This is a genomic window from Pseudomonas sp. TMB3-21, from assembly GCF_054898145.1.
On record NZ_CM142718.1, the window covers coordinates 289119 to 314789 of the forward strand.

The following is a 25671-nucleotide window of genomic DNA, read 5'->3' on the forward strand; positions in this document are numbered from 1 at the left end:
CCGTGAAGGCAACGAGGGCTTTTGCTTACAATCGACGCTCTGCGGCGTCATAAACCTCTGCGTCACGTCGAGCACCGACCGCAACAATCAATACCTGGATCGCCTTCCCGTTAACTCGATAAACAATCCGCGTGTCGCCAGTTCGAATTCGTCTACAACCTGCGAGGCTCGCTCTCAGTGGTTTACCGCTCTTGCCTGGCTCACCGTTGATAATCCGCTCTTCGATCACATCCAGAATGCGATTTGCCGCAACAGCTCCCAGTAGATCCAGATCCTTCTGAACATCCGGGTGATAGATCACGCCCCAAACCATCCGCAGCTCCTTTAGTCTTTCCTGGCGTACCGTGCCCGCATATCGTCATGGCTGACTGCCCGAGCCTCATCAAAACCGGTCAAGCGTTCCCGAGCGGCGACTTCAATCCTAAGGTCATCCAGCTCGTCGAGCATTTCCTGATAGGCGTCGACATTCAGAATCACGGCTGCTGGTTGATTGTCTTTGAAAATGACCAATCGCTCAGTGGCGCGACTGGAAATCTCCTTAAGCCTCGCGCTGAAGCCCCTGACCATCGCTGTTACAGATATCGCTTGGTCAGCACGCTCTAGTAATGCCGTCATACTCACCTCTCTACATAGAAATGCAAAATAGAACACAGAGTTCTACGCAAAGTATCGCGTTGAATTAGACATTCAGCAACCACCAGCCGAGCATGAGCGACCGCCTGTCAACGCCCGCGCACAAAAAAGCCCCCACCACCTTCACGGCAATGGGGGCTTTTTGATGCCGCAGCCTTACATCTCCACCTGCGTCCCCAACTCAATCACCCGATTCAGCGGCAGATTGAAGAAACGCAAATTGCCATTGGCATTCTTCAACATGAACGCGAACAACGCCTCGCGCCAGCGGGCCATGCCCTCGAGTTTGGAGGCGATGACCGTTTCGCGGCTGAGGAAGTAGGTGGTACGCATCGGGCTGAAATCGAGGTCGCTCAGGTGACACAATGTCAGCGCTTGCGGCACATCCGGCTCGTCGACGAAGCCGAAGTGCAGGATCACCCGGAAGAAGCCTTCACCGTGGGACTCGACCTCGAAGCGACGGGTCGGCGGTACGCGCGGGATGTCTTCGTATACCACCGTCAGCAGCACCACTTGTTCGTGCAACACCTGGTTATGCAATAGGTTGTGCAGCAACGCGTGGGGCACAGCGTCCGGGCGCGCAGTGAGGAACACGGCGGTACCCTGAACGCGGTGCGGCGGTTGCACGGCGATACTGCTGATGAAAATCGGCAGCGGCAGCCCACCTTCGTCCATGCGCTCGACCAGCAACTGTTTGCCGCGTTTCCAGGTGGTCATCAGGACGAACAGTGCGATACCGGCGATCACCGGGAACGCGCCGCCCTGAATGATTTTCGGCACGTTGGCGGCGAAGTACAGACCGTCCACCAGCAGGAAACCGAGCAACAGTGGGACCGCGAGAATGGGTGGCCATTTCCACAGCAGCAGAATCACCGCCGACACCAGGATGGTGGTCATCAGCATGGTGCCGGTCACGGCCACGCCGTACGCCGAGGCCAGCGCGCCGGAGGACTCGAAGCCCAGCACCAGCAGGATCACGCCGACCATCAGCGACCAGTTCACCGCACCGATGTAGATCTGGCCCTGTTCGGCGCTGGAAGTGTGCTGGATGTGCATGCGCGGAATGTAGCCGAGCTGGATCGCCTGACGCGTCAGGGAAAACGCACCGGAGATCACCGCTTGCGAGGCAATCACTGTGGCCATGGTCGACAGGCCGACCAATGGAATCAGCGCCCAGCTTGGCGCCAGCAGATAGAACGGGTTGCGCGCCGCTTCCGGGTCGCCGAGCAGCAGTGCGCCCTGCCCGAAGTAATTCAGCATCAGCGCCGGCAACACGAGGATGAACCAGGCGCGGGCAATCGGCTTGCGGCCGAAGTGTCCCATGTCGGCGTACAGTGCCTCGGCGCCGGTCAATGCCAGCACCACGGCGCCAAGGATCGCCACGCCCATGCCTGGATGCACGACAAAAAAGCGCACGGCCCAGACCGGGTTCATCGCTTGCAATACTTCCGGGTGTTGCTGGATGCCGTAGACCCCCAGCGCGCCCAGCACCAAAAACCAGGTGACCATGATCGGTCCGAACAGGATGCCGATTCGCGCAGTGCCGTGGCGCTGAATCAAAAACAGCGCGACCAGCACGATCAGCGACAATGGCACCACCCAATGGTCGATGCCCTCGAACGCCAAACCCAGGCCCTCTACCGCCGACAGCACAGAAATCGCCGGGGTGATCATGCTGTCGCCGTAAAACAGCGCCGCGCCGATCAGACCGCAAACCACCAGAAGGCTGCGCAACCTGGCATGGCCCGCCGCTGCGCGCCGTGCCAGCGCGGTCAAGGCCATGATGCCACCCTCGCCTTGGTTGTCGGCGCGCAGCACGAACATCATGTATTTGATCGAGACCACCCAGATCAGCGACCAGAAAATCAGCGCCAGAATCCCCAGCACGCCATCATGGTTGACGGGCACGCCGTAACCTCCGGAAAACACTTCCTTGAGGGTGTACAGCGGGCTTGTGCCGATGTCGCCATAAACTACCCCGACCGCTGCGACCAACATGCCGATCGGCTTCGCCGCCGAATGTTCCGCGCCCGCCGTCTGACTACTTGCCTGACCCATCCCACACTCCTGATACCCAGACCGGACTTCTTCGGAAGAAGCACTATGCTTTGCTGCGCAGCATGCGCTGTTTTACTTGCTGTTACAGACGTTTTGTTGACTGCGAAAAATCGATAAAGCTCAAAACCGCGAAGCATAGCGCAGCACTCGTCGTATTTCCCTGCATAAAGCTGGTCAAGTGCGCGCCTCATCGCTAGAATTGCGCACTTTTTGATCAGAGGCATGCCAAGTGCCCGTCAGCCGCCTTGCCGCCCTCGGCATCAGGCGTCACAAATACCGAGGTTAGACATGTCCACAGCTCCCGCGCCGGCCAATCCAAAGGTTGGCTTCGTATCCCTGGGTTGCCCCAAAGCACTGGTCGACTCCGAGCGCATCCTTACCCAGCTGCGCATGGAAGGCTATGACGTCGTGTCCACTTACCAGGACGCCGACGTCGTGGTGGTCAACACCTGCGGTTTCATCGATTCGGCCAAGGCCGAGTCGCTGGAAGTGATTGGCGAAGCGATCAAGGAAAACGGCAAGGTCATCGTCACCGGCTGCATGGGTGTGGAAGAAGGCAACATTCGCAAGATTCACCCAAGCGTGCTGTCCGTGACCGGTCCGCAGCAGTACGAGCAAGTGGTCAACGCCGTGCATGACGCCGTGCCGCCGCGTCAGGATCACAACCCGCTGATCGATCTGGTGCCGCCGCAAGGGATCAAGCTGACCCCGCGTCACTACGCCTACCTGAAGATTTCCGAAGGCTGCAACCACAGCTGCAGCTTCTGCATCATCCCCTCGATGCGCGGCAAACTGGTCAGCCGTCCGGTCGGCGACGTGCTCGACGAGGCCCAGCGCCTGGTCAAGGCCGGCGTCAAAGAGCTGCTGGTGATTTCGCAAGACACCAGCGCTTACGGCGTCGACGTGAAATACCGCACCGGTTTCTGGAACGGCATGCCGGTGAAAACCCGCATGACCGAACTGTGCGAAGCATTAAGCACGCTCGGCGTGTGGGTGCGCCTGCACTACGTTTACCCGTACCCGCACGTCGACGAGCTGATTCCGCTGATGGCTGCCGGGAAAATCCTGCCGTATCTGGATATCCCGTTCCAGCACGCCAGCCCGAAAGTCCTCAAGGCGATGAAACGCCCGGCGTTTGAAGACAAGACCCTGGCGCGCATCAAGAACTGGCGCGAGATCTGCCCGGACCTGATCATCCGGTCGACCTTCATCGTCGGCTTCCCCGGCGAAACCGAAGAAGATTTCCAGTACCTGCTGAACTGGCTGACCGAAGCCCAGCTCGACCGCGTCGGCTGCTTCCAGTACTCGCCGGTTGAAGGCGCGCCGGCCAATCTGCTGGACCTGGACATCGTACCGGACGACGTCAAGCAAGATCGCTGGGACCGCTTCATGGCGCACCAGCAAGCGATCAGCTCGGCACGCCTGCAAATGCGCGTCGGCCGTGAAATCGAAGTGCTGGTCGATGAAGTCGACGAGCAAGGCGCGGTCGGCCGCTGCTTCTTCGATGCCCCGGAAATCGACGGCAACGTGTTCATCGATAACGGCAGCAACCTGAAACCGGGCGATAAAGTCTGGTGCAAAGTGACCGACGCTGACGAATACGACCTGTGGGCTGAACAGATCTAAACGCAAAAAATATGAAAGCCCTGCTCTCCTGGCGAGATGCGGGGCTTTTTTAGGTCTATCGTTTGAGGGTGAAAAAGGACGCATGACATCAACGATTCAAGGAGCCCCGACCATGCGCGGACATTCGGTCATTCACACGCCGAGACAGCGCGACTACGAGGAACTCACGCAGGTATGGGAAGCCTCGGTGCGTGCCACCCATGATTTTCTGCCGGACAGCTACATTGAACTGCTGAAAAATCTGGTCCTGACCCGCTACCTTGATGCGGTGATGCTGGTCTGCACCAAAGACGCGCGGCAGCGCATCACCGGTTTTGCCGGAGTTGCTGCGGGCAAGATTGAAATGCTGTTCATCGATCCGGCGCATCGTGGCCAAGGCCTGGGCAAACAATTGCTGCGCTACGCCATGGAGCAGTTCAACGCTGATCAGCTGGACGTCAACGAGCAGAATACGCAGGCGCTGGCGTTCTACCTCAAGCAGGGTTTTGAGGTGGTCGGCCGCTCGGAGGTGGACGGGATGGATCAGCCATATCCGTTGCTGCATATGCGGATGCGCCAAAATCAGCAGCGCTCACAACATGCCTGACACCATAGAACCCCTGTGGGAGCTGGCCTGCCAGCGATGCAGACGCTACGGTTTGTCAGATACACCGAGGTGATGCAATCGCTGGCAGGCCAGCTCCCACAGGAAATTCAGCCGTACTGAAATGGACCCGCGATTAACCGGCGCCAGGCAGGTACAATGCTCACCCCTTTTTTGTTACGGCCCTGTCATGACTGACCCGATTCGTCTCTCCAAACGCCTCATCGAACTCGTCGGCTGTTCCCGTCGGGAGGCTGAGCTGTTCATTGAGGGCGGCTGGGTCACCGTGGACGGTGAAGTCATTGACGAGCCGCAATTCAAGGTCGATACGCACAAAGTCGAGCTCGACCCTGAAGCCAAGGCCACGGCACCGGAGCCAGTGACCATCCTGTTCAACGTCCCCGCAGACATGGACGCGGAAACGGCCATGGCCACCATCAGCGCCGAAACCCTGAGCGAAGAACATCGCTTCAGCAAACGTCCGCTCAAGGGCCACTTCCTGCGCCTGACCGCCAGCACCGACTTGCAGGCCAATGCCAGCGGCTTGCTGGTGTTCACTCAGGACTGGAAGATCCTGCGCAAGCTCACCGCCGATGCCGCGAAAATCGAGCAGGAATACGTGGTCGAAGTTGAAGGCGAGATGGTGGCTCACGGCCTCAACCGCCTGAATCACGGTCTGACGTACAAGGGCAAGGAGCTGCCGGCGGTGAAAGCCAGCTGGCAGAACGAAAACCGTCTGCGCTTTGCGATGAAGAACCCGCAACCGGGGGTCATCGCCCTGTTCTGCCAGGCCGTAGGCCTGAAGGTCGTTGCCATCCGTCGCATCCGCATCGGTGGCGTGTCCATTGGCAAAGTACCACTGGGCCAATGGCGCTACCTGTCCGGCAAAGAGAAGTTCTAAGACTTGTCACGCCGCCCCACTTTTTCGGCGTCGCTGTGTAAGCGGCGCCCACTGCTGAATATCAGGATTGCACAACATGATTCATAACGACGTACTGCGCAGCGTGCGCTACATGCTCGACATCAGCGACAAGAAAGTCATCGAGATCATTAAGATCGGCGGCATGGACGTGAGCCTCGAAGACTTGCTGACCTACCTCGACAAGAAAGAGGAAGACGAAGAAGGTTTCGTACGTTGCCCGGACGAGGTCATGGCGCATTTCCTTGATGGCCTGGTGATTTTCAAACGTGGCAAGGACGAAAGCCGTCCGCCGCAGCCGATCGAAACCCCGGTGACCAACAACATCATCCTGAAGAAACTGCGTGTGGCCTTCGAGCTGAAGGAGGACGACATGCACGCCATCCTCAAAGCCTCCGAGTTCCCGGTGTCCAAGCCAGAACTGAGCGCACTGTTCCGCAAGTTCGGCCACACCAACTATCGCCCGTGCGGCGACCAGTTGCTGCGCAACTTCCTAAAGGGCCTGACCCTGCGCGTTCGCCCGCAGTAATAGCCGCCGGCACTGGCGATTTCCAGAACGCTGCGGCCCCGTAGGGGCAAGCTCGCTCGCGATGGCGTTTCAAGAATGGCCATCGCCGGCAAGCCGGCTCCTACAAAGTCGGGTTCTGTATGAACCCCCATTCCCCGCAAAAATAATGGCTCCGCTTCACGCGGCTGACGACTAGGGTGTAATTACCCTCAGCTCTCAGGATTCGCCATGCACTCATACTTTTCCCTGCAAGGCCGGACCGCTCTGGTGACCGGCGGCACCCGTGGCATCGGCAAAATGATTGCCAAGGCCTACGTCGAGGCCGGCGCCATCGTCTACGTCTGCTCGCGCGATGCCGAGGCCTGCCAGCAAACGGCTGACGAACTCAGCGCGCTCGGTAGATGCCACGGTGTCGCAGCCAACCTCGCTACCGAAGAAGGCGTTCAGCAACTCGCCACGCGGTTGAGCCAACAGATCACGCATCTCGACATCCTGGTCAACAACGCCGGTACCACATGGGGTGCACCCCTGGAAAGTTATCCGGTGAAGGGCTGGGAGAAGGTCATGCAGCTCAACGTGACCTCGGTGTTCAACTGCATCCAGCAGTTCCTGCCGCTGCTGCGCAAGGCCGGCTCGGCCGCGAATCCGGCGCGGATCATCAACATCGGCTCGGTGGCGGCGATCTCGTCCTTCGGCGAACAGGCTTACGCGTATGGGCCGAGCAAGGCAGCGCTGCATCAATTGTCGCGAATTCTGGCGCGGGAGCTGGTCAGTCAGCACATCAACGTCAACGTGATCGCACCGGGACGTTTCCCGAGCAAGATGACCCAGCATATTGGCAACGATGAGCAGGCGCTCGCGGAGGATTCCGCGCTGATCCCGATGAAGCGCTGGGGGCGCGAGGAAGAGATGGCGGCGCTGGCGATCAGTCTGGCGAGCACGGCCGGAGCGTATATGACCGGGAATATTATTCCGCTGGATGGTGGGTTCAGTCTGTAATCCGCGTTGCGGCCATCGCGAGCAGGCTCGCTCCCACACTGGATCTCCTTTGCACCATAGATCACCTGTGGGAGCGAGCCTGCTCGCGAAGGGGCCGGCACCGGCAGCACTGAATTCAAGTTGATCGGGTTATCATGCCCGCCCTGATTCCCGCCTCGACTCCAGACCATGACCTACAGCGTTTCCCCGATCGGCTTCGTGCGCTCCTGCTTCAAGGAGAAGTTCGCCATCCCGCGCCAGCCACAACTGGCCCCGGCCGCTCGCGGTGTCCTGGAACTGGTCGCGCCTTTCGATCAGAGCGATGCCGTGCAAGGGCTCGAGCAGGTCAGCCATGTCTGGCTGCTGTTCCTGTTTCATCAGGCGCTGGAGGAAAAGCCGCGCCTGAAAGTCCGCCCTCCTCGCCTCGGCGGCAACAAATCCATGGGCGTCTTCGCCACCCGTGCGACCCATCGGCCCAATGGTATTGGCCAATCCGTGGTCAAACTGGACAAGGTGGCTGCTGATCGGCTGTGGATATCAGGAATCGACCTGCTCGACGGCACGCCGATTCTCGACATCAAGCCGTACGTGCCCTACGCCGACATCATCGAATCGGCCACCAACACCATCGCCAGCGCAGCGCCGCAGCTGATTCCTGTGCAGTGGACGGACGCGGCGCTGATCCAGGCTCACGAGCATGCTCAGCGCCTTGACGAGCCCTTGGTAGCCCTGATTGAGCAATGCCTGGCGCAAGATCCGCGCCCTGCGTATCAAACGCCGGTGCCGGAGCGCGAATACGGCGCACAATTGTGGAATGTGGATGTGCGTTGGCATTACCCCGAGGCGGGTCTGATCCGGGTCCTCGAAGTTATTCCGGCCTCGGACCCGTAGCGTCGAGTGAAACGAAGCTGCGATCTTTTTGATGGTGCATTTAAAACAAGATCAAAAGATCGCAGCCTCGTTTCACTCGACAGCTCCTACAAAGTTTTGCGCCGAACATGAAAAAGCCCCCGCGCCGGTTAGGGCACTGGGGGCTTTTTTGGGTGATGCAGAGGGGTCACTTCTCGACGAACGCTCGCTCGATCAGGTAATCACCCGGCTCGCGCATACGTGGCGAAACTTTCAGGCCGAAGCTGTTCAACACTTCGCTGGTCTCGTCGAGCATGCTCGGGCTGCCGCACAGCATGGCGCGGTCGTCTTGCGGGTTGATCGGTGGCAGACCGATGTCGCTGAACAGTTTGCCGCTGCGCATCAGGTCGGTCAGACGCCCTTCGTTCTCGAACGGCTCACGGGTCACGGTTGGGTAGTAGATCAACTTGTCACGCAGGGACTCGCCGAAGAACTCGTTCTGCGGCAGGTGCTCGGTGATGAACTCGCGGTAAGCGACTTCGTTGACGTAACGCACGCCGTGGCACAGGATCACTTTCTCGAAACGCTCGTAGGTCTCCGGGTCCTGGATAACGCTCATGAACGGCGCCAGACCGGTACCGGTGCTGAGCAGGTACAAATGCTTGCCAGGCTTCAAGTCATCCAGAACCAGCGTACCGGTAGGCTTCTTGCTGATAATGATCTCGTCGCCTTCCTTAAGATGCTGCAACTGGGAAGTCAGCGGGCCATCAGGGACCTTGATGCTGAAAAACTCGAGATGCTCTTCCCAATTGGGGCTGGCAATCGAGTAGGCGCGCATGAGCGGCCGGCCGTTGGGCTGTTGCAGGCCGATCATCACGAACTGACCGTTCTCGAAGCGCAGGCCCGGATCGCGGGTGCACTTGAAGCTGAACAGAGTGTCGTTCCAGTGATGAACACTGAGGACACGCTCGTGGTTCATGTTGCTCATGTACGTGGGACTCCTGGGAATTTGGTCTGCGCGTGCTGGGCGCCTGCTGCTTGAAAAACAGTTGCGCGCAATTGCATCGCATTCTAATAGCAGTAACAATATCTGTTAAATGGATTATTAAGATAAGGGTTATCGGTTATATAGATATGCGATTTACTCTCCGTCAACTTCAAGTATTCGTCGCCGTCGCCCAGCAGGAAAGCGTATCCCGTGCTGCGGGCTTTCTCAACCTCTCACAATCGGCGGCGAGCACCTCGATCACCGAACTGGAGCGCCAGTCCAGCTGCCAGCTGTTTGATCGCGCCGGTAAACGGCTTAGCCTCAACGCCCTCGGTAAACAGCTGTTGCCACAAGCTGTGGCGTTACTCGATCAGGCCAAGGAGATCGAAGACCTGCTCGCCGGCAAGTCCGGTTTCGGCTCGCTGGCGGTAGGCGCCACCCTGACCATCGGCAATTACCTGGCGACCTTGTTGATTGGCAGTTTCATGCAGCGCCACCCGGAAAGCCAGGTGAAGCTGCACGTTCAGAACACGGCCAACATCGTGCAACAAGTCGCCCACTACGAAATTGATCTGGGTCTGATTGAGGGCGATTGCAGCCACCCGGACATCGAAGTGCAGAGCTGGGTCGAAGATGAGCTGGTGGTGTTCTGCGCGCCGCAACATCCGCTGGCCAAGCGCGGCGCAGCGACGATGGACGAACTTAGCCAGGAAGCGTGGATCTTGCGCGAACAGGGCTCAGGCACGCGACTGACCTTCGACCAGGCCATGCGTCATCACCGCAGCGGGTTGAATATTCGTCTCGAGCTGGAGCACACCGAAGCGATCAAACGCGCGGTGGAATCAGGCTTGGGGATTGGTTGCATATCACGACTGGCGCTACGCGACGCATTTCGCCGTGGCAGCTTGGTGCCGGTGGAAACGCCGGATCTGGACCTCGCCCGGCAGTTCTACTTCATCTGGCACAAACAGAAATACCAGACCTCGGCAATGCGCGAATTCCTCGACCTCTGCCGCGCCTTCACCGCCGGGGTGCAGCGCAGCGACGAGATCGTATTGCCTAATATTGCTTAAAGCAGAATCAATGCCCACACCAGACCGATCATGGTCAGTGCCACAAACTGCGCGGCGCTGCCCATGTCCTTGGCGTTTTTCGACAGTGGGTGTAATTCCAGCGAGATACGGTCGATCGCCGCTTCGACCGCTGAGTTGAGCAGCTCCACGATCAAGGCCAGAAGACACACGGCGATCAGCAGCGCCTGCTCGACGCGGCTGACATTCAAAAAAAACGACAGCGGAATCAAAACGACGTTGAGCAACACCAATTGTCGAAAAGCAGCTTCACCGGTGAAGGCGGCGCGCAGCCCATCCAGTGAATAACCGGAGGCATTGAGGATGCGTTTCAGGCCGGTCTGGCCTTTGAAAGGAGACATAGATTGGGCAACTGACCAAAAGAGAGTGGGGAAGCTAGATGAACCAAAGTCAAAAAAGCGTGAAGACGCCCAGCCCTAATGGCTGGAAATTGACTCAAGCTGTTGCAGCAGTAAAGCAGCCTGAGTGCGGGTCCGCACATTGAGCTTGCGAAATATCGCCGTGACGTGAGCTTTGATGGTTGCTTCGGAAACGCTCAGCTCATAAGCGATCTGCTTGTTCAGCAAGCCTTCACACACCATGGTCAGTACTCGAAACTGTTGCGGCGTCAGACTGGCAAGGCCTTCACTGGCGGCTTTTGCTTCGGCGGAAACACTGACAGCTTCAAAGGCTTGCGGTGGCCAGAACACGTCGCCATCGAGCACTGCACGCACGGCTTTTTGAATGACACTCAGGTCGCTCGACTTGGGAATGAAACCGCTGGCCCCGAACTCACGGGACTTCACCATGATCGTCGCCTCTTCCTGGGCAGAAATCATGACGACCGGAATCTGCGGATACTGCCCGCGTAACAGCACCAGCCCGGAAAAACCGTAGGCGCCGGGCATGTTCAAATCCAGCAATACCAGATCCCAGTCGGCCTTTTCGTCCAGACGGGTCTCCAGCTCGGCAATGCTCGCCACTTCCACCAAACGAACTTCAGGGCCAAGGCCCAGAGTTAACGCCTGATGCAACGCGGAACGAAAAAGCGGATGGTCATCGGCAATCAGGATTTCGTATGTGGCCATTGTTCTAATGATCCTGTTTTTCAAACAACTGTAGGTGCAGCCACGCAACTGCACCAACAGAGCACGATCAACGCCAATCACGTCAAAAAACGGCGTTTCAAACTGCGGCCGCGCCCTAATCGGCGCCAAGCATGCCCAGCGAAGACAGGGTGGTCAAGCGACGTGCTCGGTACACACTTTTGCAGTATGGGCGACAATCAGCAGATGACGGCGCCCGAGTTTTGTACAAAGGGCTTAAGCTCGGCATGTGCCGGGGTGGACACGTCCATGTCGAGCTGATGCTTGGCATCCAGGTAATGCTGGCTGAACACATCGAAATACGCGTCCAGTGCCGATGCCGCCGCGTTGTCGCCGGCCAGATCGAGGCATAACGCGGCCACTTCCGCAGTGCACAGATGCTCGCTGCGGGTCGACCGGCGTAAACGATAGCGGGACAGTTTTTCCGGTAGCAGGCTGAGAATCGGCAACTTGTCGAAATAAGGACTCTTGCGGAAAATCTTGCGTGCTTCGGTCCAGGTCGCGTCCAGCAAAATGAACAGCGGCCGCTTGGTGTTGCACGTGTCAACACTGTGCGTCACTCGCTCCGGCTCAACGTATTCGCCGGGAAATACCAGATACGGTTGCCACTTAGGGTCGGCAAGCAACGCCACCAGCCGTGGATCGACTTCTGTCCGCGACCAGATGAACGCGTGGTTATCGCGCACCACATCGGCAATCAACCAGCCAGTGTTGCTGGGTTTGAACACTTCCTTGTTGGTCATGATCAGGCACACGCCGGCGTGGGTCTCGACCTGCGGACGCCAGGCACACAGGCAATGACTCTCGATCACACGACAGGCGCGGCATCGCGGCGCACGCCAGCCACGGGCCTGAATCGGCTTGATGCCCTCTTCCTCGCGCTGGTCGCGCAGGCGGGCGACGGCGTTCGATGCAAAGGGCTGGCTCATCGCAGGCACGTCCTGCGGGGAAGGAAAATCGACACAAAACACACTCGGATGGGCAGAAAGTGCCAGCAGTTTATCAGAGCAGCCGGCGCAAGCCTGTACCGTCCAGGCCCCGTCCCCTATAATTTGCCGCCACTGAACGCACAGTCATGTGAAGGGTCGAACCACCTGTCACTGAGCACCCGTCACTGAATCAGGAGAGTTTCATGCTGCGCCTTATCGTTCCCACCGCTGCCATTTTGCTGGCATCGTCTTTCAGCGCTCAGGCTGCTTCCTTGAGTGAGCAGAATCTAAACCGGGAGCTGCGAAACGTCGCCGCACAAAGCAGTGCTGGCACTCCACGGGCAATCAATGAAGACATTCTTGATCAGGGCTACACCGCCGAAGGCAACGTGCTGATCAATCACCTGAGCGTGCAGAGCAGCCATGCCGACAAGATGCGCGCCGATCCCAAAGCCGTGTACTTCCAGCTGGGCGCCTCTGTTTGCAACAACCCGTCATTCCGCAAGCTGATGGCCAAAGGGGCGGTCATGCGTTACGACTTCACTGAGGTGAAGACCAACCGTTCGGTCGGCTCGGCCAGCTATCAGGAATCGGATTGCCCCAAGGCAACGCCCGCCAAAAAGAAGTAATTAACGCAATCGGGCATTAGCGCGTCGCTGTTCATCCTCGGCGCGCAGTTCTGCCAACAACGCCTGCAGATATCTGGAGCGCCGATCGGTGCCCTCCAGACGTCGGCAGCACTCCTCTTCAAGACTCAGGTTATTGGTCTCGGCTGATGATTTGAGCAATCGATACAGTTGCGTATCGATCTCCAGAATGACTCTGGCCATCACTTCGGCTCCCTGCTCGTCGCCCTCGCTTGAGCGAAAAATCCTTTACCCGCTTGTACTGTGCGTCCCGCAGGACCCAAAGATGTCGTGTAACGTCCTTGATTCAGTAAATCAGAGTGTGGGGCTGGCGGTACGCCGTCAGACGAGCGGTGAACTCCCCTTGAAAACGTCAATAAGCAGTTGCCAGGAAAGACTTTGCGGCGCAATGATCATTGCAGCGACTATCAACACGAGGTTCCGGATTTGCGCCCTAGCTGGACCGTCCAGGCGCCAGTCCGGGCTGACAGGGACACACCAGGTATTGCGGCTCCGATAACTGCCTCGTCGGAGCCAAGGGCTTTGTGCAGAAGGAGAAGTTGAATGCCTTACCAACCGAATGACCTCCTCAGCCGTCATTTCGAAGAAAGCGGCCACGACCTCATCAGCAAGGTTGAAGATCAACTCAAGCTAGTTTCACCCAACAGCCAGAACATCCCGATCTACCGCGACATGATCCTGACCGTGCTGCGCATGGCCCAGGAAGATCACAACCGCTGGAACGCCAAAATCACCCTGCAGGCCCTGCGCGAACTCGAGCAAGCCTTCCGCGTGCTCGAAAAGTTTCGCGGACGACGCAAGGTCACCGTTTTTGGTTCGGCCCGAACACCGATCGAGCATCCGCTGTATGCAATGGCCCGAGAACTCGGTACTGCGCTGGCGCGCTCCGACCTGATGGTCATCACCGGTGCCGGAGGCGGCATCATGGCCGCGGCCCACGAAGGTGCGGGACGCGAACACAGCCTTGGGTTCAATATCACTCTGCCGTTCGAGCAACATGCCAATCCTACCGTCAATGGCACCAGCAACCTGCTGCCCTTCCACTTCTTCTTCACCCGTAAGTTGTTCTTCGTGAAGGAAGCCGACGCGCTGGTTTTGTGCCCCGGCGGCTTTGGCACGCTGGATGAAGCGCTCGAAGTTCTGACGCTGATCCAAACCGGTAAAAGTCCGCTGGTGCCGGTGGTGCTGCTGGATGCACCTGGCGGTAATTTCTGGTCAAGCGCGCTGGATTTCATTCGCAATCAACTGGAAGAAAACCGTTACATTCTGCCGACCGACATGAAGCTTGTCAGCCTGGTTTACAGCGCCGAAGAGGCAGTCGAGCAAATCAACCAGTTCTACAGCAACTTCCACTCGAGCCGCTGGCTCAAGCATCAATTCGTGATTCGCATGAACCACAAGCTAAGCGACGATGCGCTTAATCAGATGCAGGAAAGCTTTGCCGACCTGTGCCTGAGCGATCATTTTCATCAGCACGCCTATAACGGTGAAGAACATGACGAGCAGCAGTTCAGCCATCTGGCGCGTTTGGCTTTTACCTTCAACGCTCGCAATCATGGACGCCTGCGCGAACTGGTGGACTTTATCAACCTGCCGGAAAATTGGGCGACGACCAAACCCGGTGCCCAGCAGCATTCGCGGGAACCGATACACGTTACGTGAAGCAAAAAAAAACGGCCCGCTATTCAAATAGCGGGCCGTTTGGATTAATCGTCCATTCCTCGACCACTGAACAAGCGGCTGATCATCTCCATGGAATAACCTCGATAACTCAGGAAGCGGCCTTGCTTGGCGCGTTCCCGTGCATCTATCGGTAGGTGCCCGGAGAACTTGCGTCGCCAGGTATCCTCCAGTTGCTCCTGCCAGTTGATACCGCTCTCGCGGATAGCGAGTTCGATATCTGTACGCTGTAGACCGCGCTGGCCTAACTCTTCGCGAATACGCAAAGGGCCGTGACCGGAGCGGGCCCGATAGGAAACAAAGCTTTCGAGGTATCGGGATTCGGAGAGCAAGCCCTCCTCCGTCAAACGGTCGAGTGCTGCGTCAATCATCTCGGGGAGTGCGCCGCGCTGACGCAGTTTACGCGTCAGCTCGACTCGACCGTGCTCGCGTCGCGCGAGCAGGTCCATTGCGGTCCGCCGCACTGCGACGGGTGTATCGAGTACGGCGGTCATCGGATCAATCAAACATCCACATCAACCAGATCTTCAGCTTTGACTCGGTCTGCCGACGCTTTAACGTCCGGGGCGGGCGTCAGCAACTTGTCGCGCAGTTGCTTCTCAAGCTTGGTGGCGATTTCCGGATTGTCTGCCAGGAACTTGGCCGAGTTGGCCTTGCCTTGACCGATCTTGGTACCTTCATAGGCATACCAGGCACCGGACTTCTCGACGAAGCCATGAAGCACACCCAAGTCGATCATCTCACCATTAAGGTAGATGCCCTTGCCGTAAAGAATCTGGAATTCGGCCTGACGGAATGGCGAAGCAACCTTGTTCTTCACGACCTTGACGCGGGTTTCGCTACCAACGACTTCGTCACCTTCTTTCACCGCGCCAGTACGGCGGATATCCAGACGAACCGATGCGTAGAACTTCAGTGCGTTACCACCGGTGGTGGTTTCCGGGCTGCCGAACATCACGCCGATTTTCATACGGATCTGGTTGATGAAGATAACCAGGCAGTTGGCGTTCTTGATGTTACCGGTGATTTTACGCAGCGCCTGGGACATCAGACGAGCCTGCAGGCCCACGTGCATGTCACCCATTTCGCCTTCGATTTCAGCCTTTGGCACCAGCGCTGCCACGGAGTCGACAATGATCACGTCAACCGCGTTGGAACGCACCAGCATGTCCGTGATTTCCAGGGCTTGCTCGCCAGTGTCCGGCTGAGAAACCAGCAGGTCATCGACGTTAACGCCAAGCTTGAGAGCGTATTCCGGGTCTAGGGCGTGTTCAGCATCGACGAACGCACAGGTCGCGCCGGCTTTTTGAGCCTGGGCGATCACGGACAGTGTCAGTGTGGTTTTACCGGAGGATTCTGGACCGTAGATTTCAACGATACGGCCTTTTGGCAGGCCGCCAATGCCCAGCGCAATGTCCAGACCCAGAGAGCCAGTAGAGATGGATGGGATCGCCTGACGGTCCTGATCGCCCATACGCATTACGGCACCCTTGCCGAATTGACGTTCGATCTGACCCAGGGCCGCAGCCAAGGCTTTCTTCTTGTTGTCGTCCATTAAAGTCCTCACGTAATCAATAAGGCCTGACGGCCAACACCTGTATAAGTAGACAGTATTATTCCACAGCACTTCAAGATCGCCTACCCCTGATTTGAGATTTCTCCCATCGCGTGGCGCAGCAGCCCCTCTAGCGCGGCCTTCACCGTTTGTCGGCGAACTTCGTCACGGTTGCCAGGGAAATGCTGAACCTCGCTAAATACCCGCTCGCCCACGCCCCAGCCCAGCCATACGGTGCCCACCGGCTTGTTTGGCGAGCCTCCATCCGGGCCGGCGACACCGCTGACTGCAACGGCGAAATGTGCACGGCTTTTCTCCTGGGCGCCTCGCACCATCGCCTCCACCACCTCGCCACTGACAGCTCCCACCGTCGCAAATAACTCGGGCGGGACATTCAGCTGCTCGGTTTTCTGCCGATTGGAATACGTGACATAGCCGGCTTCAAACCACGCCGAACTCCCCGGAATGCGAGTGATCGCCTCCGATATCCCGCCCCCTGTACAGGACTCCGCTGCGGTGACATGAGCGTTGAGAACCTGCAGGCGTCTGCCAAGTTCAGCGGCGAGCTGAGTGATTTCTTTCACGGTCATCTCCAGAGCGAGCGGAATTGCGATCTACCGTACACGAGCAAATTGCGCTTGCAAGGCACAGGGTCGATCAAAATGTTAGCGGGAAGAACGCAGGGTGCAGGACCTGCAGAAACCGGGAGTTCTCACCGATCAGCCGCATCATCAGGTCTCACTTAAGCGAGGGCTTTGCGCTTGGCGGCCTTTGATGCCTGCGTCACTCCGACTGCCCATGGTAACCTTGCGCCCATCGCGGAAAAGCCGGGCCAACGTCCCTCCTTTGCCCTACACCTTTCAACGAATTGCCTGATATCCGATGAATAAAGCACTCTCTGCCGACCTGTCCTCTCACACGCCGATGATGCAGCAATATTGGCGCCTGAAGAACCAGCACCCCGACCAACTCATGTTCTATCGCATGGGCGATTTCTACGAGATCTTCTACGAAGACGCAAAGAAAGCCGCCAAATTGCTGGACATCACCCTGACTGCACGCGGGCAATCTGCCGGTCAGGCGATTCCGATGTGTGGGATTCCTTACCACGCGGCAGAAGGTTATCTGGCGAAACTGGTCAAACTCGGCGAGTCAGTGGTGATCTGTGAACAGGTCGGCGATCCGGCAACCAGTAAAGGCCCGGTCGACCGGCAGGTAGTGCGGATCATCACTCCCGGTACGGTCAGTGATGAGGCCTTGCTCGATGAACGCCGCGACAACCTGATTGCAGCGGTGTTGGGTGACGAGCGCCTGTTTGGTCTGGCGGTGCTGGACATCACCAGTGGCAACTTCACCGTGCTGGAGATCAAGGGCTGGGAAAACCTGTTGGCGGAACTGGAGCGGGTCAATCCGGTGGAGCTGATGATCCCGGATGACTGGCCGAAAGATCTGCCCGCGGAAAAACGTCGTGGGGTTCGGCGTCGTGCGCCGTGGGATTTCGAGCGCGACTCGGCGCTGAAAAGTCTCTGCCAGCAGTTCTCGACGCAAGACCTCAAAGGGTTTGGCTGCGAGAACCTGACCCTTGCGATCGGTGCTGCCGGTTGCCTGCTCAGCTATGCCAAGGAAACCCAGCGCACCGCCCTGCCCCATTTGCGCAGTCTGCGCCATGAGCGCCTGGACGACACGGTCGTGCTGGACGGTGCAAGTCGGCGCAATCTGGAGCTGGACACTAACTTGGCCGGTGGCCGCGAAAACACCCTGCAATCGGTGGTCGATCGCTGCCAGACCGCCATGGGCAGCCGCTTACTGACGCGCTGGCTGAACCGGCCGCTGCGGGATCTGACGGTGCTACTGGCACGGCAGACTTCGATCACGTGCCTGCTCGACCGTTATCGGTTCGAAAAGCTGCAACCGCAGCTCAAGGAGATCGGCGACATCGAGCGGATTCTGGCGCGGATCGGTTTGCGCAATGCCCGCCCGCGTGACCTCGCACGGCTGCGCGATGCCTTGGGCGCGCTGCCCGAGTTGCAACAGGCGATGACCGAGCTGGAAGCTCCGCACATCATTCAACTGGCGACGACCACCAGCACCTATCCGGAACTGGCGGCGCTGCTGGAAAAAGCCATCGTCGACAACCCGCCCGCAGTGATCCGCGATGGCGGCGTGTTGAAAACCGGTTACGACAGCGAACTCGATGACCTGCAATCGTTGAGTGAAAACGCCGGACAGTTCCTGATCGACCTGGAGGCGCGCGAGAAGGCACGCACTGGTCTGTCGCATTTGAAGGTCGGTTACAACCGTATTCACGGCTACTTCATCGAACTGCCGAGCAAACAAGCTGAATCCGCGCCGGCCGATTACATTCGGCGACAGACGCTCAAAGGTGCCGAGCGCTTCATCACGCCGGAACTGAAAGCGTTCGAAGACAAGGCCCTGTCGGCGAAAAGCCGAGCGCTGGCCCGCGAGAAGATGTTGTATGAGGCGCTGCTCGAAGACCTGATTGGCCAATTGCCTCCGCTGCAGGACACCGCTGCTGCGTTGGCCGAGCTGGATGTTCTGAGCAACCTCGCCGAGCGCGCACTGAACCTGGACCTGAACTGCCCACGCTTCGTCGATGAACCGTGCATGCGTATCAATCAGGGGCGCCACCCGGTGGTCGAGCAAGTGCTGACCACCCCGTTCGTGGCTAACGATCTGAGCCTCGACGACAACACCCGCATGCTGGTCATCACCGGTCCGAACATGGGCGGTAAATCCACTTACATGCGGCAGACGGCGCTAATCGTGCTGCTCGCGCACATCGGCAGCTTTGTCCCGGCGGCGAGTTGCGAATTGTCGCTGGTCGACCGGATTTTCACCCGGATCGGCTCCAGCGACGACCTCGCGGGCGGGCGCTCGACGTTCATGGTCGAGATGAGCGAAACCGCGAACATTCTCCACAATGCAACCGAGCGCAGTCTGGTGCTGATGGACGAAGTCGGACGCGGCACCAGCACCTTCGACGGCCTGTCCCTGGCATGGGCGGCAGCTGAACGTCTGGCGCATCTACGTGCTTATACGTTGTTCGCCACCCATTATTTTGAGCTGACGGTATTGCCGGAAGCCCAGCCGTTGGTAGCCAACGTGCACCTTAATGCGACCGAACACAACGAGCGCATTGTCTTCCTTCACCACGTATTGCCGGGACCGGCCAGCCAGAGTTATGGCTTGGCGGTTGCGCAACTGGCCGGTGTGCCAAGCGAAGTGATCGTGCGAGCCCGCGAGCACCTCGGCCGGCTGGAAGCGACAGCCCTGCCGCATGAGGTGCCGAAGCCGGTCAAAGGCAAACCGGCCGCGCCACAGCAGAGCGACATGTTCGCCAGCCTGCCGCATCCGGTGCTGGATGACCTGGCTAAACTCGACCTGGATGACATGACCCCGCGCCGTGCGTTGGAAATGCTCTATGCACTAAAGACACGGATCTAACGCACTTGCCTGCAAGCTGTTAGAATCTCGCGCGGTTTGGGATGCTGCAGGCTACAGCCTGGCTTGCAGACTATCGCTCCCAAACCCGGCGACCCCAACGTGAAGGGGCTCCGCTGCAGCCGCCTGAGGAGAGAATTAGAAATGACCTTCGTCGTCACCGACAACTGCATCAAGTGCAAGTACACCGACTGCGTAGAAGTCTGTCCGGTGGACTGCTTTTACGAAGGCCCGAACTTCCTGGTGATTCACCCGGATGAGTGCATCGACTGCGCACTGTGCGAACCGGAATGCCCTGCCGTAGCCATCTTCTCGGAAGATGAAGTGCCTGCAGGCATGGAGAACTTCATTCAGTTGAACGTCGAGCTGGCTGAGATCTGGCCGAACATCACTGAGCGTAAAGATCCACTGCCCGATTCTGCGGCATGGGATGGCAAGAAAGGCAAGATCGAACACCTCGAACGCTGATTTTACCGCGTTCCGAAAAGGCCCCCTGCGGGCCTTTTTACTTTTCTGCAGGCAAAAAAAAGGGGCGGTTTGACCCGCCCACATTTTTCCCTATTCCCTGTGTTCCTTTGCATCGTCCTGATGAATTGCGTCCTGCAATGTCCTTTACCCTCATCCCTGAAGGTCGTGCCTGTCCGTCGGCACAACCCTGATACTAGAGGGTTTTCAAACAAGAGCAATCGGGGTAGCGGACGGATGTTGACAGGTAAAACTTCACGCGAACTCTAATATATTCATATTAATCAGCAGTTTGGACGATACTCGCCTGGTCTGATGGCAGTGCACCGATGTGTAAAGATTACGAACACTTACAAGAGAGTAATCCAAGGCTTACAGCTTGAGGCTACAAGTCCCAGCACTCATTGACTGGAATTTCAGGCAACAAAAAGCCCCAAACCAGTCGGGGCGTTCTGTAGTTGCAGAGCGCATTTATTGAAACAACGACTCGCTCGACAAACCATTCTTCTCGAGAATTTCCCGAAGGCGTTTAAGCCCCTCGACCTGAATCTGTCTGACCCGCTCACGGGTCAGGCCAATTTCCAGGCCCACATCCTCAAGCGTGCTGCTCTCGTGCCCGCGCAGGCCGAAGCGGCGTACCACCACCTCACGTTGCTTGTCGGTCAGTTCCGAGAGCCATTGATCAATGCTCTGCGACAGGTCGTCATCCTGCAGCAACTCGCATGGATCGGTCGGACGGTCATCGGTAAGGGTATCCAGCAAGGTTTTATCCGAGTCCGGGCCCAGCGAGACATCGACTGAAGAAACCCGCTCGTTCAGGCCCAGCATTCGCTTGACCTCTGCAACCGGTTTTTCCAGCAGGTTAGCAATTTCTTCCGGTGAGGGTTCGTGATCGAGCTTCTGCGTGAGCTCGCGCGCAGCCCGCAGGTACACGTTGAGTTCCTTGACGACATGAATAGGTAACCGGATAGTGCGGGTCTGATTCATGATCGCGCGCTCGATGGTCTGACGAATCCACCATGTCGCATAGGTAGAAAATCGGAAGCCACGTTCAGGATCGAATTTTTCCACGGCGCGAATCAGCCCGAGGTTCCCTTCCTCGATGAGATCCAGCAGCGATAATCCGCGATTGACATAGCGCCTGGCAATTTTCACCACCAGCCGCAGGTTGCTTTCAATCATGCGTTTGCGCCCGGCCGGATCACCACTTTGCGACAAACGTGCAAAGTGAACTTCTTCTTCCGGGGACAGTAGAGGGGAAAAGCCGATTTCATTGAGGTACAGCTGCGTGGCGTCGAGAGCGCGCGTGTAATCAATGTATTTGTGTTGCTTCAACGAAGTGGAGTTTTTGGATTTGGCACGAACGGAAGGTGGAGCAGCCCCTTCATCATTCGACATCGAATCCGTATCGATATCGGCCTCCATAAGGAGAACCTCATCGCCGATGTCAAACTCCGGCACTTCTTTACTGAGAGCCATTGTTATAGTCCTTTGGTGAGTTCGACCTCAAGCTCAAGCGACGCCTTGATCCTTGGCAACGCTGAGCCTGTCCCCTCTACGCGACGGAACAGGCTGGAAAGCAATCAACGACGCGGCAGGAATTGCAGCGGATCTACAGGTTTACCTTGTCGGCGAATCTCAAAATGCAGTTTCACCCGGTCTGTACCCGTTGACCCCATTTCGGCAATTGTTTGCCCGACCTTGACCTGCTGCCCCTCCCGAACCAACAGCCTGCGGTTATGTCCGTAGGCACTGACGTAGGTATCGCTGTGTTTGATGATGACTAATTCGCCGTAGCCCCTTAAGCCACTCCCGGCGTATACCACCGTCCCATCAGACGCAGCTAAAACAGGCTGTCCCAAATCTCCGGCGATATCAATTCCTTTATTCAAACTGCCGTTTGAAGAGAATTTTCCAATCAGAATGCCATTGGAAGGCCATCCCCAGCCGGTCGGGGCCGGGCCTGCAGGAGGCAATGGAGCAGCAGACGGCTTGTTTGCGACGGACGGTATAACCGCCGTACTGCCCCCGGTCGCACCTGCTGCCGGGCGGCGAAACACTGTGGTTTTACTCGACGATGAAGGCGTTGAAGTTGTTGAACTGGTCACCGTAGTTGGTGTTGAACCAGTGCGTCCATCGAAGCGAATCGTCTGGCCCGGACGGATAGTGTATGGCGCAGGAATATTGTTCCGTGCCGCCAGCGCCTTGTAGTCCCAGCCGTAGCGGAAAGCGATCGAAAACAAAGTGTCTTTTGGACGGACCACGTACTGACCCGTGGTCACTGCCGGGCGCTGCGCCGCGGCCTTGTTGCGATCAACGACGCGCACGTCGCTGGATTTGTTGCTGGAACAACCAACCAGCAAGGTGCTCAAGACAAGGCCAGTCACCAGGCGCTGAAAGCTCGTTGTACCCATTCGCTGCGCAATGACTGTGAGACTCACCCGCCGCTCCCTTTGTGGTGGCTGAAAATAGGGTTGCCGAAATTCGGCATGAAATGTCGCAAGTATACGGGCCGTGCAGCCTCTGTTTTTAATCGTGCAGGGCACACGTTTGCGCCCCGACGATCCAATCCGTTTAACTGACCGACGCCGCTGTAAGACAAAGCCGATCAAATAGAATTCAGCGTGATGCGTTAAAAGCTCAGGCCAGAGGCCCATTCAGTAAGGGAACAAATCGTACAGAGCCCAGCACTCGCCGGGAAAACCCGTGCTCTTCACGAATGATCAGCATCAGTTGCTGCACTTCCCCAGACCCTACAGGTATCACCAGACGCCCGCCTGGCGCGAGCTGATCGAGCAATGCCTGCGGCACGTCGGTCGCTACAGCCGTCACGATGATGCCGTTGTAGGGCGCGAGCGCCGGCCAGCCTTCCCAGCCATCACCCCAACGAAACACCACGTTGCGCAGGTTCAGATCGATCAGTCGTTCCTTGGCGCGGTCCTGCAAGACCTTGATTCGCTCGACCGAAAAAACCCGCTCCACCAACTGCGACAGAATCGCAGTCTGGTAGCCCGAACCGGTGCCGATCTCCATCACCTTGTCCAGCGGCCCCGCCTCCAGCAGCAGCTCGCTCATGCGCGCCACCATGTAGGGCTGGGAAATTGTCTGGTTGTTGCCGATCGGCAGCGCCGTATCTTCGTAAGCGCGATGGGCCAGCGCCTCGTCGACGAAAAGATGACGCGGCGTCCGGCGGATCACTTCCAGCACCTTGGCGTTGGAAATACCTTCCTCGTATAACCGCTGGATCAGCCGTTCACGGGTTCTTTGAGAAGTCATTCCAATGCCGCGATGCAGCATGTGGTCTTGTTCACGGGCCATTATCGAAGTCCCTCCAGCCAGCCATCGAGACTTCTGAAAGCATCATTGAAGGTGCGGTCCAGCTGCAATGGCGTGATTGACACATAACCCTGCATCACTGCATGGAAGTCGGTGCCCGGGCCGCCATCTTCAGCGTCTCCCGCAGCGGCAATCCAGTAACCGGATTTGCCGCGAGGGTCGACCACCTTCATCGGTGCCGCCGCACGGGCGCGATGGCCCAGACGGGTCAGTTGGATCCCGCGGATATGGTCCAGCGGCAGATTGGGAATGTTCACGTTCAGCACTGTACGCGGCGGTAGGTCGAGGTCGGCATGAGCCTCCACGAGTTTGCGCGCAAAATGGGCGGCCGTGGGAAGGTTGTCGACCTGCCGTGAGACCAGCGAAAACGCAAACGAAGGACGATCAAGAAAACGCCCCTCGAGGGCCGCTGCCACGGTACCGGAATAAAGCACGTCGTCGCCCAGGTTGGCGCCCAGGTTAATGCCGGAAACCACCATGTCCGGCACCACTTCCAGCAGCCCGTTGAGCCCCAGGTGCACGCAATCGGTCGGCGTGCCATTGAGGCTGATAAAGCCGTTGGCAAGGATTTGCGGGTGCAACGGACGGTCGAGCGTCAGCGAACTGCTGGCGCCACTTTTGTCCTGGTCCGGGGCGATAACCACGCACTCGGTGTAATCCGCCAGCGCAGCATGAAGCGCGGCGAGACCGGGTGCGGCTACCCCATCGTCGTTAGAAATCAGAATACGCATGGGCTGTCCGTCTGCCCCACCGGCACCAGATCGACTAGTTCGCGCACCAGTACGGTGGCAAAGCATCCGGCCGGCAGGACGAATTCCAGTTGCAGAATGTCAGGCTCGGGATAATGCCACGTCAACCCGGCAATGGGCAGTCGCAGGATGCGACGTTCGTGGCTCATACCGGCGTTGATCAACCAATCGCGAAGGTCTGCTTCGCGCGCGGCGATCGCCTGCTCCAGTTCATGGACAGCGCCCGTGGCCGGCGAGTCACCTTCGCCCCACTGCGGGCCGGTCGGGTGCAGGTCGAGAATGGCCAGGCGCGGGTCGCTGCACTCGGCCTCACCGGCCGGGAAAAAACTGCGGCTGTCGGTGAAGGCCAGCAGGTCGCCCACTTGAGCACGCTGCCAGGTGCCATCGGCAACCCGTGCGGCCAACACTTGGTTGAACAGGAAACTGCGCGCCGTGGATAGCAAACGCGAGCGTACATTGCGCTGCTCCGGCAACGCCTTGCGGGCCGCCCAGGCACGGGCATCGACGACATTACCGCCGTCAAAGCCAAAACGTTGAGCGCCGAAATAATTGGGAATACCTTGTTTGGCGATCAACTGCAGACGTTCTTCGATAGTCGCTTTGTCGCCGGCAAAGTGCGTCAGACGCAAGGTGAAACCATTGGCAGAATGAGCGCCGCGTTGCAATTTGCGTCTGTGCCGACCGGTCTTGAGGATTTTCAGCGTTTCGTTTTCCGCTGCCGTCAGATCCGGATCCGCCTTGCCCGGCAGTTGCACACTGAACCACTGACGCGTAAGTGCCTGGCGATCCTTGAGACCGGCATAGCTGACCGTACGCAACGGCACGCCCGCTGCCTTGGCAATTCGCCGGGCCGCTTCTTCAGTGTTAAGGCCGCGTTTTTCCACCCAGATCCACAGGTGCTCGCCATCGCCACTGAGGGGAATATCGAGTACCTCGTCGACCTGGAAATCTTCTGCAGTCGCTTTTAATACCGCGGTGCCCAGTGCCTGACCGTAGGCGCGCGGGCCGAGCAGTTGCGCGTCATTCATGCGCGCAGCAACAAGGCAACGGAGTGCACGGCAATGCCTTCTTCGCGACCGACAAAACCAAGCTTCTCGGTGGTGGTAGCTTTCACGTTCACTTGATCCAACTCAACGTGGAGATCCGCGGCAATCAGCGCGCGCATCGATTCGATATGCGGGGCCATTTTCGGCGCTTGGGCGACGATGGTGTTGTCAACGTTGCCGATTTTCCAGCCTTTGGCGTGGATCAGCGCGACAACATGGCGTAACAGCACGCGGCTGTCGGCACCCTTGAATGTCGGGTCGGTGTCGGGGAAATGTTTGCCGATATCACCCAACGCGGCCGCGCCAAGCAAGGCATCGCTCAAGGCGTGCAGCAGGACGTCACCGTCGGAGTGAGCGAGCAGCCCGAAGCCGTGTGCGATACGCACGCCGCCCAGAGTAATGAAATCGCCTTCAGCGAAACGGTGCACATCGTAGCCGTGGCCAATACGCATAAAAAAACGCCCCGATTTTTGTCAGGGCGTGA

28 protein-coding genes are annotated in these 25671 nt (G+C 58.2%); 11 read left to right on the forward strand and 17 right to left on the reverse strand.

Annotation, left to right across the window (positions count from 1 at the left end):
* Positions 1-25: 25 nt before the first annotated feature.
* The 3 genes from ACYZTS_RS01500 to ACYZTS_RS01510 form a co-directional block, all read right to left on the reverse strand.
* Positions 26-313, reverse strand: a complete 288-nt coding sequence (locus ACYZTS_RS01500) for a type II toxin-antitoxin system RelE family toxin (RefSeq protein ID WP_461993501.1) — start codon at positions 311-313, stop codon at positions 26-28.
* 11 nt (positions 314-324) lie between these two features.
* Complete coding sequence (locus tag ACYZTS_RS01505; protein ID WP_461993503.1) at positions 325-615, reverse strand: type II toxin-antitoxin system Phd/YefM family antitoxin; 291 nt, start codon at positions 613-615, stop codon at positions 325-327.
* A 174-nt stretch (positions 616-789) separates the two neighbouring features.
* The gene (locus ACYZTS_RS01510; protein ID WP_461993505.1) at positions 790-2691 is read right to left on the reverse strand and encodes a potassium transporter Kup; all 1902 of its coding nucleotides are present in this window, start codon (positions 2689-2691) and stop codon (positions 790-792) included.
* Positions 2692-2979: 288 nt separating this feature from the next.
* On the opposite strand from ACYZTS_RS01510, the gene rimO reads away from it, so the two are divergent.
* The 6 genes from rimO to tsaA all read left to right on the forward strand — a co-directional run bounded on the left by rimO (position 2980) and on the right by tsaA (position 8196).
* Positions 2980-4317: a 30S ribosomal protein S12 methylthiotransferase RimO gene (rimO, locus tag ACYZTS_RS01515; protein WP_461993507.1), complete on the forward strand. Its 1338-nt coding sequence runs from the start codon at positions 2980-2982 to the stop codon at positions 4315-4317.
* A 112-nt stretch (positions 4318-4429) separates the two neighbouring features.
* Entirely contained in the window at positions 4430-4903 is a 474-nt protein-coding gene (locus ACYZTS_RS01520; RefSeq protein WP_461993509.1) for a GNAT family N-acetyltransferase, read from the forward strand.
* Between the two features lie 187 nt (positions 4904-5090).
* On the forward strand, positions 5091-5801 hold the full coding sequence (locus tag ACYZTS_RS01525; protein WP_461993511.1) for an rRNA pseudouridine synthase: 711 nt from the start codon (positions 5091-5093) through the stop codon (positions 5799-5801).
* Between the two features lie 76 nt (positions 5802-5877).
* Positions 5878-6348: a YehS family protein gene (locus tag ACYZTS_RS01530; RefSeq protein ID WP_461993513.1), complete on the forward strand. Its 471-nt coding sequence runs from the start codon at positions 5878-5880 to the stop codon at positions 6346-6348.
* Positions 6349-6555: 207 nt separating this feature from the next.
* Complete coding sequence (locus ACYZTS_RS01535) at positions 6556-7326, forward strand: SDR family oxidoreductase (protein WP_461993515.1); 771 nt, start codon at positions 6556-6558, stop codon at positions 7324-7326.
* 168 nt (positions 7327-7494) lie between these two features.
* Entirely contained in the window at positions 7495-8196 is a 702-nt protein-coding gene (gene tsaA / locus ACYZTS_RS01540; protein WP_461993517.1) for a tRNA (N6-threonylcarbamoyladenosine(37)-N6)-methyltransferase TrmO, read from the forward strand.
* 166 nt (positions 8197-8362) lie between these two features.
* Here tsaA and fpr read toward each other — a convergent pair whose 3' ends face one another.
* Entirely contained in the window at positions 8363-9142 is a 780-nt protein-coding gene (gene fpr, locus ACYZTS_RS01545; RefSeq protein WP_007947184.1) for a ferredoxin-NADP reductase, read from the reverse strand.
* 146 nt (positions 9143-9288) lie between these two features.
* Here fpr and ACYZTS_RS01550 point away from each other — a divergent pair, with 146 nt between their 5' ends.
* Complete coding sequence (locus ACYZTS_RS01550; protein WP_028622516.1) at positions 9289-10215, forward strand: LysR family transcriptional regulator; 927 nt, start codon at positions 9289-9291, stop codon at positions 10213-10215.
* On the opposite strand, the gene ACYZTS_RS01555 is transcribed toward ACYZTS_RS01550, so the two are convergent.
* The 3 genes from ACYZTS_RS01555 to ACYZTS_RS01565 all read right to left on the reverse strand — a co-directional run bounded on the left by ACYZTS_RS01555 (position 10212) and on the right by ACYZTS_RS01565 (position 12247).
* Positions 10212-10574, reverse strand: a complete 363-nt coding sequence (locus tag ACYZTS_RS01555) for a diacylglycerol kinase (protein WP_028622517.1) — start codon at positions 10572-10574, stop codon at positions 10212-10214. The genes ACYZTS_RS01550 and ACYZTS_RS01555 overlap by 4 nt on opposite strands.
* A gap of 75 nt (positions 10575-10649) precedes the next feature.
* The gene (erdR, locus tag ACYZTS_RS01560) at positions 10650-11300 is read right to left on the reverse strand and encodes a response regulator transcription factor ErdR (protein ID WP_028622518.1); all 651 of its coding nucleotides are present in this window, start codon (positions 11298-11300) and stop codon (positions 10650-10652) included.
* Positions 11301-11497: 197 nt separating this feature from the next.
* Positions 11498-12247, reverse strand: coding sequence for a tRNA-uridine aminocarboxypropyltransferase (locus ACYZTS_RS01565; RefSeq protein ID WP_461993521.1), 750 nt, complete (start codon positions 12245-12247; stop codon positions 11498-11500).
* Between the two features lie 203 nt (positions 12248-12450).
* Here ACYZTS_RS01565 and ACYZTS_RS01570 point away from each other — a divergent pair, with 203 nt between their 5' ends.
* Positions 12451-12876: a PA3611 family quorum-sensing-regulated virulence factor gene (locus ACYZTS_RS01570; protein WP_028622520.1), complete on the forward strand. Its 426-nt coding sequence runs from the start codon at positions 12451-12453 to the stop codon at positions 12874-12876.
* Here ACYZTS_RS01570 and ACYZTS_RS01575 read toward each other — a convergent pair whose 3' ends face one another.
* The gene (locus ACYZTS_RS01575) at positions 12877-13077 is read right to left on the reverse strand and encodes a hypothetical protein (RefSeq protein ID WP_461993523.1); all 201 of its coding nucleotides are present in this window, start codon (positions 13075-13077) and stop codon (positions 12877-12879) included.
* A gap of 360 nt (positions 13078-13437) precedes the next feature.
* On the opposite strand from ACYZTS_RS01575, the gene ACYZTS_RS01580 reads away from it, so the two are divergent.
* Positions 13438-14556, forward strand: coding sequence for an LOG family protein (locus ACYZTS_RS01580; protein WP_461993525.1), 1119 nt, complete (start codon positions 13438-13440; stop codon positions 14554-14556).
* A gap of 44 nt (positions 14557-14600) precedes the next feature.
* Here ACYZTS_RS01580 and recX read toward each other — a convergent pair whose 3' ends face one another.
* The 3 genes from recX to ACYZTS_RS01595 all read right to left on the reverse strand — a co-directional run bounded on the left by recX (position 14601) and on the right by ACYZTS_RS01595 (position 16713).
* Entirely contained in the window at positions 14601-15068 is a 468-nt protein-coding gene (gene recX / locus ACYZTS_RS01585; RefSeq protein WP_461993527.1) for a recombination regulator RecX, read from the reverse strand.
* Between the two features lie 8 nt (positions 15069-15076).
* Complete coding sequence (recA, locus tag ACYZTS_RS01590) at positions 15077-16129, reverse strand: recombinase RecA (protein ID WP_461993529.1); 1053 nt, start codon at positions 16127-16129, stop codon at positions 15077-15079.
* Between the two features lie 83 nt (positions 16130-16212).
* Positions 16213-16713: a CinA family protein gene (locus ACYZTS_RS01595; protein WP_461993531.1), complete on the reverse strand. Its 501-nt coding sequence runs from the start codon at positions 16711-16713 to the stop codon at positions 16213-16215.
* Between the two features lie 298 nt (positions 16714-17011).
* On the opposite strand from ACYZTS_RS01595, the gene mutS reads away from it, so the two are divergent.
* Complete coding sequence (mutS, locus tag ACYZTS_RS01600; protein ID WP_461993533.1) at positions 17012-19594, forward strand: DNA mismatch repair protein MutS; 2583 nt, start codon at positions 17012-17014, stop codon at positions 19592-19594.
* Positions 19595-19735: 141 nt separating this feature from the next.
* Entirely contained in the window at positions 19736-20059 is a 324-nt protein-coding gene (gene fdxA / locus ACYZTS_RS01605; RefSeq protein WP_461993535.1) for a ferredoxin FdxA, read from the forward strand.
* Between the two features lie 468 nt (positions 20060-20527).
* On the opposite strand, the gene rpoS is transcribed toward fdxA, so the two are convergent.
* From rpoS to ispF, 6 genes are all read right to left on the reverse strand, one after another.
* Entirely contained in the window at positions 20528-21535 is a 1008-nt protein-coding gene (gene rpoS, locus ACYZTS_RS01610) for an RNA polymerase sigma factor RpoS (protein WP_028622528.1), read from the reverse strand.
* Positions 21536-21639: 104 nt separating this feature from the next.
* Positions 21640-22497 (reverse strand): peptidoglycan DD-metalloendopeptidase family protein, encoded by an 858-nt coding sequence (locus ACYZTS_RS01615; protein ID WP_028622529.1) that lies wholly within the window; start codon positions 22495-22497, stop codon positions 21640-21642.
* A gap of 199 nt (positions 22498-22696) precedes the next feature.
* The gene (locus tag ACYZTS_RS01620; protein ID WP_177326966.1) at positions 22697-23332 is read right to left on the reverse strand and encodes a protein-L-isoaspartate(D-aspartate) O-methyltransferase; all 636 of its coding nucleotides are present in this window, start codon (positions 23330-23332) and stop codon (positions 22697-22699) included.
* Between the two features lie 41 nt (positions 23333-23373).
* Positions 23374-24123: a 5'/3'-nucleotidase SurE gene (gene surE, locus ACYZTS_RS01625; RefSeq protein WP_461993538.1), complete on the reverse strand. Its 750-nt coding sequence runs from the start codon at positions 24121-24123 to the stop codon at positions 23374-23376.
* Positions 24111-25169: a tRNA pseudouridine(13) synthase TruD gene (gene truD / locus ACYZTS_RS01630; RefSeq protein WP_461993540.1), complete on the reverse strand. Its 1059-nt coding sequence runs from the start codon at positions 25167-25169 to the stop codon at positions 24111-24113. The genes surE and truD overlap by 13 nt, the downstream gene beginning before the upstream one ends.
* Entirely contained in the window at positions 25166-25639 is a 474-nt protein-coding gene (gene ispF / locus ACYZTS_RS01635; RefSeq protein WP_461993542.1) for a 2-C-methyl-D-erythritol 2,4-cyclodiphosphate synthase, read from the reverse strand. Before ispF ends, truD begins: the two co-directional genes overlap by 4 nt.
* Positions 25640-25671 lie beyond the last annotated feature (32 nt).

Coding starts and splice junctions, on each gene's coding strand:
- ACYZTS_RS01500 (WP_461993501.1), bottom strand. CDS start 313: ATGGTTTGGGGCGTGATCTATCACCCGGATGTTCAGAAGGATCTGGAT.
- ACYZTS_RS01505 (WP_461993503.1), bottom strand. CDS start 615: ATGACGGCATTACTAGAGCGTGCTGACCAAGCGATATCTGTAACAGCG.
- ACYZTS_RS01510 (WP_461993505.1), bottom strand. CDS start 2,691: ATGGGTCAGGCAAGTAGTCAGACGGCGGGCGCGGAACATTCGGCGGCG.
- rimO (WP_461993507.1), top strand. CDS start 2,980: ATGTCCACAGCTCCCGCGCCGGCCAATCCAAAGGTTGGCTTCGTATCC.
- ACYZTS_RS01520 (WP_461993509.1), top strand. CDS start 4,430: ATGCGCGGACATTCGGTCATTCACACGCCGAGACAGCGCGACTACGAG.
- ACYZTS_RS01525 (WP_461993511.1), top strand. CDS start 5,091: ATGACTGACCCGATTCGTCTCTCCAAACGCCTCATCGAACTCGTCGGC.
- ACYZTS_RS01530 (WP_461993513.1), top strand. CDS start 5,878: ATGATTCATAACGACGTACTGCGCAGCGTGCGCTACATGCTCGACATC.
- ACYZTS_RS01535 (WP_461993515.1), top strand. CDS start 6,556: ATGCACTCATACTTTTCCCTGCAAGGCCGGACCGCTCTGGTGACCGGC.
- tsaA (WP_461993517.1), top strand. CDS start 7,495: ATGACCTACAGCGTTTCCCCGATCGGCTTCGTGCGCTCCTGCTTCAAG.
- fpr (WP_007947184.1), bottom strand. CDS start 9,142: ATGAGCAACATGAACCACGAGCGTGTCCTCAGTGTTCATCACTGGAAC.
- ACYZTS_RS01550 (WP_028622516.1), top strand. CDS start 9,289: ATGCGATTTACTCTCCGTCAACTTCAAGTATTCGTCGCCGTCGCCCAG.
- ACYZTS_RS01555 (WP_028622517.1), bottom strand. CDS start 10,574: ATGTCTCCTTTCAAAGGCCAGACCGGCCTGAAACGCATCCTCAATGCC.
- erdR (WP_028622518.1), bottom strand. CDS start 11,300: ATGGCCACATACGAAATCCTGATTGCCGATGACCATCCGCTTTTTCGT.
- ACYZTS_RS01565 (WP_461993521.1), bottom strand. CDS start 12,247: ATGAGCCAGCCCTTTGCATCGAACGCCGTCGCCCGCCTGCGCGACCAG.
- ACYZTS_RS01570 (WP_028622520.1), top strand. CDS start 12,451: ATGCTGCGCCTTATCGTTCCCACCGCTGCCATTTTGCTGGCATCGTCT.
- ACYZTS_RS01575 (WP_461993523.1), bottom strand. CDS start 13,077: ATGGCCAGAGTCATTCTGGAGATCGATACGCAACTGTATCGATTGCTC.
- ACYZTS_RS01580 (WP_461993525.1), top strand. CDS start 13,438: ATGCCTTACCAACCGAATGACCTCCTCAGCCGTCATTTCGAAGAAAGC.
- recX (WP_461993527.1), bottom strand. CDS start 15,068: ATGACCGCCGTACTCGATACACCCGTCGCAGTGCGGCGGACCGCAATG.
- recA (WP_461993529.1), bottom strand. CDS start 16,129: ATGGACGACAACAAGAAGAAAGCCTTGGCTGCGGCCCTGGGTCAGATC.
- mutS (WP_461993533.1), top strand. CDS start 17,012: ATGAATAAAGCACTCTCTGCCGACCTGTCCTCTCACACGCCGATGATG.
- fdxA (WP_461993535.1), top strand. CDS start 19,736: ATGACCTTCGTCGTCACCGACAACTGCATCAAGTGCAAGTACACCGAC.
- rpoS (WP_028622528.1), bottom strand. CDS start 21,535: ATGGCTCTCAGTAAAGAAGTGCCGGAGTTTGACATCGGCGATGAGGTT.
- ACYZTS_RS01620 (WP_177326966.1), bottom strand. CDS start 23,332: ATGACTTCTCAAAGAACCCGTGAACGGCTGATCCAGCGGTTATACGAG.
- surE (WP_461993538.1), bottom strand. CDS start 24,123: ATGCGTATTCTGATTTCTAACGACGATGGGGTAGCCGCACCCGGTCTC.
- truD (WP_461993540.1), bottom strand. CDS start 25,169: ATGAATGACGCGCAACTGCTCGGCCCGCGCGCCTACGGTCAGGCACTG.
- ispF (WP_461993542.1), bottom strand. CDS start 25,639: ATGCGTATTGGCCACGGCTACGATGTGCACCGTTTCGCTGAAGGCGAT.